This is a genomic window from Qipengyuania sp. YIM B01966 (assembly GCF_016461955.1).
Classification (GTDB): domain Bacteria; phylum Pseudomonadota; class Alphaproteobacteria; order Sphingomonadales; family Sphingomonadaceae; genus QFOP01.
Genome location: NZ_JADMNM010000022.1, coordinates 1 through 5032, shown reverse-complemented (window position 1 = coordinate 5032; position 5032 = coordinate 1). Strand labels below are relative to the sequence as shown.

General features: G+C 58.1%; 5 protein-coding genes and 2 pseudogenes. 5 read left to right on the top strand and 2 right to left on the bottom strand.

Going from position 1 to position 5032, the window contains the following annotated elements:
• Together ILT46_RS11875 and ILT46_RS11870 are read right to left on the bottom strand one after the other, a co-directional pair.
• On the bottom strand, positions 1 to 429 hold a 429-nt coding region (locus tag ILT46_RS11875), incomplete at its 3' end, for a hypothetical protein (RefSeq protein WP_199504851.1).
• Positions 426 to 1103: a hypothetical protein gene (locus ILT46_RS11870; protein ID WP_119592708.1), complete on the bottom strand. Its 678-nt coding sequence runs from the start codon at positions 1101 to 1103 to the stop codon at positions 426 to 428. The genes ILT46_RS11875 and ILT46_RS11870, both read right to left, overlap by 4 nt.
• A 192-nt stretch (positions 1104 to 1295) precedes the next feature.
• Between ILT46_RS11870 and ILT46_RS11865 the strand changes: the two genes are divergently transcribed.
• The 5 genes and pseudogenes from ILT46_RS11865 to ILT46_RS11845 all read left to right on the top strand — a co-directional run.
• A complete protein-coding gene (locus ILT46_RS11865; protein ID WP_199504850.1) occupies positions 1296 to 1988 on the top strand; it encodes a hypothetical protein in 693 nt (230 codons plus the stop codon).
• Positions 1989 to 2108: 120 nt separating this feature from the next.
• Positions 2109 to 2546, top strand: coding sequence for a hypothetical protein (locus tag ILT46_RS11860; protein ID WP_191229138.1), 438 nt, complete (start codon positions 2109 to 2111; stop codon positions 2544 to 2546).
• A 174-nt stretch (positions 2547 to 2720) separates the two neighbouring features.
• Positions 2721 to 3367, top strand: a pseudogene (locus ILT46_RS11855) (transposase); the annotation flags it as partial.
• 58 nt (positions 3368 to 3425) lie between these two features.
• Entirely contained in the window at positions 3426 to 4649 is a 1224-nt protein-coding gene (locus ILT46_RS11850) for an IS256 family transposase (protein WP_119592706.1), read from the top strand.
• A 40-nt stretch (positions 4650 to 4689) separates the two neighbouring features.
• Positions 4690 to 5032, top strand: a pseudogene (locus tag ILT46_RS11845) (DDE-type integrase/transposase/recombinase); the annotation flags it as partial.

The window sequence follows — 5032 nt, the reverse complement described above, 5'->3', positions numbered from 1 at the left end:
GCCATTGGTGCTGACGGGGGACACTATTCCCGTTGCGCTGAGCGCCAAATTGGCAACGCCGAGATTTTCCAGCGTCTGCATGCCACTTGCCAGCGCGTCGACCTTGCTCTCGACCCTTTTAACTCCGCGGCGGATAATCTCATTCTGGACATTCCCGCCGAGCGAGCTTGCCAACTGTGTGCCAGCGACCGCAGCTCCGGCGATCGGGTTGCCTGTCGTCATGCTCGTTTTGGCGAATGTACTGCCAGCTCCCGACAAAGACTGAAGCAAAGCTCCGGCGGCTCCGGTTTCCTGAAGATATGAATGTATCTTGCCCTTGAGCGGGCCAGCAGCATGGCGGACGACGGAACCTACGATCCTGAGCTTCCCGGCCTTGATCCCCGTTGCTGCATCGAGTGATGCGACGAACATTCCTCCGATGTCGCTCATAGGGCCATGCTCCGCGCCTCGTTGCCTACGCTTTCCACCACTGCGATAAGTTGTCCCATCAATGGGGGTGGATCGCCTGCTGGAGCCATCCACGCCGTCTCGATCCGTGCCTGCGCGGAACGGCGGAGACGATCATGGAGACCCGCGCCGCTCTGCAATTTCTGACTCGCGGCTTCACTTGCCTCCCCGACCACTGAAAGCGCCCAGCTGCCCCATTCCTTCGCACTCTTCACGAGATCCTGGTTGGAGATAGTTTCCATCATTGTGGCTAGTCTGCCGGTGGAGGTTGTAACGGATCCCTTAGGTGCATCCACTTTGGGTTCACCTTGGACCTCGGGTTCAAGCGATGGCATTTGGAGCACGCTCAGGCTTTCCAGCAGCGCATCTGCGAGCGCGTTGTATCCGGGGTTGATCGTACGCAACTGTTCAGCAGCGCCCCCGAACAGCTTCTCAAGCTCGCTGACGATTATTTCGCGCATTACAACGTCGACCCTGTCGCGAGTAAAACTGGCAGGATCCCAGAGCGTCTCAACAATCCCGGCCTCCGCAAGGCGCTCTTCCACCCCGCGCTTGGCTTCCAATCCAGCACGATTGACGATGCCCCAGATTGCCATGATTAAGTCGTCGCGCCACGCCAGGGTAGCCTGGCGTCTTTCCAGCAAATCGAGATCCATCAATTCCCCCTTCTCAAGTGCTAGATTGCGGAAATGTTTGCTGAACACCAATCAAAATTCGCTGGACGGCTGTCGGTGCGACCATTTCTGACGTAGGAGCACTGGATGGGAGCACGGAAGGGATGCCGTGTGATGATAAATGTCGTTAGCTTTTGCTTACTGGCTGTGCTCCTAGTGCTCACTGTTGGGCTCTTGGCCGCATTGCTGGAACTCATCGTAAGAGCGGTGCTGACGGTTGGGGTGGCTTTTACCTTCGCTCTCGCTATCGGGATATTTAGCTCATCCGAGCTGGATAGCGGTGTTGGAAATGGCACCGTCGCCTTTGTGCTCGCTCTAATCCCGACTTTCTACTTCATCAGCCGGATGCGCGCCGCGCAGTCCGCACGGAAGGTAAGGCAAGGCGGGAATGACCTATCAAGTTGCAAAGATTTCCAGGCAGTCGCCAAGAGGGATTCCACGTTAAAGAGACGCAAAGGACGCAAAGTATCCTTTGCAGACAAGGCGCTTAGCAAAGCGTGGGATGAAGCGATGCGTCTCGCCCCATGCGCACAACTGGATGCTGCGCGCGAGGCCTGCGCTCAATTCATGTGCGCCAGCGCGAGCGCCAAGGTGCTTGATGTGGAGGTAATCGATTATACCGTCTTCATTCGTCGTCAGGTTCCCGGGGTGGTGCGCGAAACGATCGAATTGGTCGCGCTCTTGGAACCACCTGAGCGCGAGCGTGCGATTTCGAATTTGATCGGTGATCTTATCGCCGTTGGTAAAGGCGCTCGCCTTCAACTTGATAGGCTGGCTAAACCACTGCGGGATCAACTTGCAGCGCGCAGGTTGCGCATGGGTGGCGCAACGGGACAATTACAAGACATACTACGGCCAGAAGGCTGAATTCGGTCAGACTGCTCTGAGTCATCTTGTGCAATTTTGCGACAAAAATGGTCATATAATGTGTGGATCGATGTCGAACTGACTTGCTCCTACCGATCAGGCAGTTAGCAATGTTCCGTGATGACCAAGCGCCTCAGTAATCTCGATCGCACATTGAAGCTTGTGCACGCGCTTACGCAGAGCATCGAAGGTTTGACTCTCGACGAAATGGCGTCCTTGCTTGAGGTCAACCGGCGAACAGTCGAACGCTTGCGAAACGTCATTCTGATTCATTTCGATCTCGAAGAAACAATCGACGGCCGGATCAAGCGATTTCGGATTAAGGACAGCCCGGGACGTGCCTATGCAAGGCCGAGTTCTTCTGAGGTTGCTGCACTTCAGTCCGTGGTCGATGCTGGACGCCGCGAAGGTACGGTCAACAGCGAAGCGCTTGAGAAGTTGCTCTCCAAGATCAAGATTGCCTTCGATAGCGCGGAAAGGCGTCGGCTGGACAACGACCTCGATCTGCTCACCCGCCTGTTCCCCGTCAGCACCAATGGCACAGATTTGAGGTTGTGATTTAAGGAGGATTTGGGTCTCGTCGTAGTGACGAAGGAACGAAGATGAGACCCAAATCCTCCAATGCAAAATCGCGCACCAAGGCCTCTGCGGAAGCGGTGGTGAAGGACATCCGCCGGGCCACCCGGCGGCACNGGAGGATTTGGGTCTCGTCGTAGTGACGAAGGAACGAAGATGAGACCCAAATCCTCCAATGCAAAATCGCGCACCAAGGCCTCTGCGGAAGCGGTGGTGAAGGACATCCGCCGGGCCACCCGGCGGCACTTCTCGGCCGAGGACAAGATCCGCATTGTGCTCGATGGACTGCGCGGCGATGACAGCATTGCCGAGCTGTGCCGCAAGGAAGGCATCGCCCAGAGCCTCTATTACACCTGGTCGAAGGAGTTCATGGAAGCGGGCAAGCGGCGCTTGGCCGGCGATACTGCCCGTGCCGCGACCACAGATGAGGTGAAGGATCTGCGCCGGGAGACCGGCGCGCTGAAGGAGTGCGTCGCCGACCTGACGCTCGAGAACCGTCTGCTCAAAAAAAGCATTCTCGCGGATGGGGGCGACGACGAATGAGGTATCCTGCATCCGAGAAGCTGGAGATCATCAGCATCGTCGAGCAGTCGCACCTGTCCGCCAAGCGCACGCTGGACCAGCTCGGCATCGCCCGCCGGACGTTCTATCGCTGGTATGACCGCTACCTCCAAGGCGGGCCGGAAGCGCTGGAGGATCGGCCATCGGCACCGAGCCGGGTGTGGAACCGCATCGGCGAGGACATCCAGGACCAGATCGTCGAGATGGCGCTGGATCACAGTGAGCTGTCCCCGCGCGAGCTAGGGGACTGTCAGGATTTCCGTGTGTGGGCGGGCATAATGGGCAACAAGGAGACCCACTATGTCACGACGCAAAGAACCCGTTATTCCCAATGCGCTTCTCGACCAGCTTTTGGCCGGAGGCGCTGCCAGTGCCGCATTTGAACAAGGTGGCTTGCTGGATTCGCTGAAGAAGGCGCTCACGGAGCGCGCGTTAAACGCGGAGATGGATCACCATCTTGCGACAGGCGAAGGCGCCGGCAACACGCGCAACGGCTATGGCCGGAAGACCGTAATGACCGAGGCCGGCAAGCTGGAGATTGATGTCCCGCGCGACCGCCAGTCCAGCTTCGACCCGCAGTTGATAGCCAAGTATCAGCGCCGCTTTCCGGGCTTCGATGAGAAGATTGTTTCGATGTATGCGCGGGGCATGAGCACCCGGGAGATTACCGGGCATCTGCAGGATCTGTACGGCATCGATGTGTCGCCCGATCTCATCAGCACGGTGACGGACGCGGTGCTCGATGAAGTCGCCGTCTGGCAGCAACGCCCGCTCGATGCGATCTATCCGCTGGTCTTTTTCGATGCGATCCGGGTAAAAATCCGAGACGAAGGCATGGTCCGCAATAAAGCGATCCATATCGCCCTTGGCGTTCGCGCCGATGGTGCCAAGGAGGTGCTCGGACTGTGGCTTGAGCAAAACGAGGGTGCCAAGTTCTGGTTGCGGGTCATGAACGAACTGCGCAACCGTGGCACAGAGGATATCCTGCTCGCTGTCGTCGATGGCCTCAAAGGCTTTCCAGATGCGATCACAGCCGTGTTTCCCGAGGCCGTCGTTCAAACATGCATCGTCCATTTACTCCGCAATTCCATGGACTTCGTATCCTGGAAGGACCGCAAAGGCCTGGCAACGGCGCTCAAGGAGATTTACCGCGCGCCCAGCGCTGATGCTGCACAGGTGGCACTCACCGAATTCGAGGCCGGTCCCTGGGGCCAGCGTTACCCGGCTATTGGCCAGAGCTGGCGTCGCGCCTGGGCTGAGGTCATTCCGTTCTTTGCCTTTCCCGACGACGTCCGCAGGATCATCTACACCACGAACGCGATCGAGGCGTTGAACTCGAAGCTGCGCAGGGCTGTCAGGACAAGAGGACATTTCCCCAGCGACGACGCAGCAACCAAGCTGCTCTATCTGATCTTGAACAGGTCGGAAAAAGAGTGGAAGATGCCGCCTCGTGAATGGACGATGGCAAAGGCACAATTTGCAGTCATCTTCGGCGAACGCTTCATCAGAGCCATGGCCGCCTGATGATCAACCGCCCGCCCACACACGGAAATCCTGACAGTCCCGCGAGCTAGCCGTGCGCTTCACTGACGAGAAGCGCTACTTCGTGTCCGAAGCCACGGTTTACCGCCTGCTCAAGGCCCACGATCTGATCACCAGCCCGGCCTATGTCGTGATCAAGGCCGCCGATCAGTTCCACACCAAGACCACCCGGCCGAACGAGATGTGGCAGACCGACTTTACCTACTTCAAGATCATCGGTTGGGGCTGGATGTATCTGTCGACCGTGCTCGACGACTTCTCGCGCTACATCATCGCCTGGAAGCTTTGCACCAATATGCGGGCCGAGGACGTGACCGACACGCTGGACCTCGCTCTTGCGGCTTCCGGCTGCGACAGCGCCACGG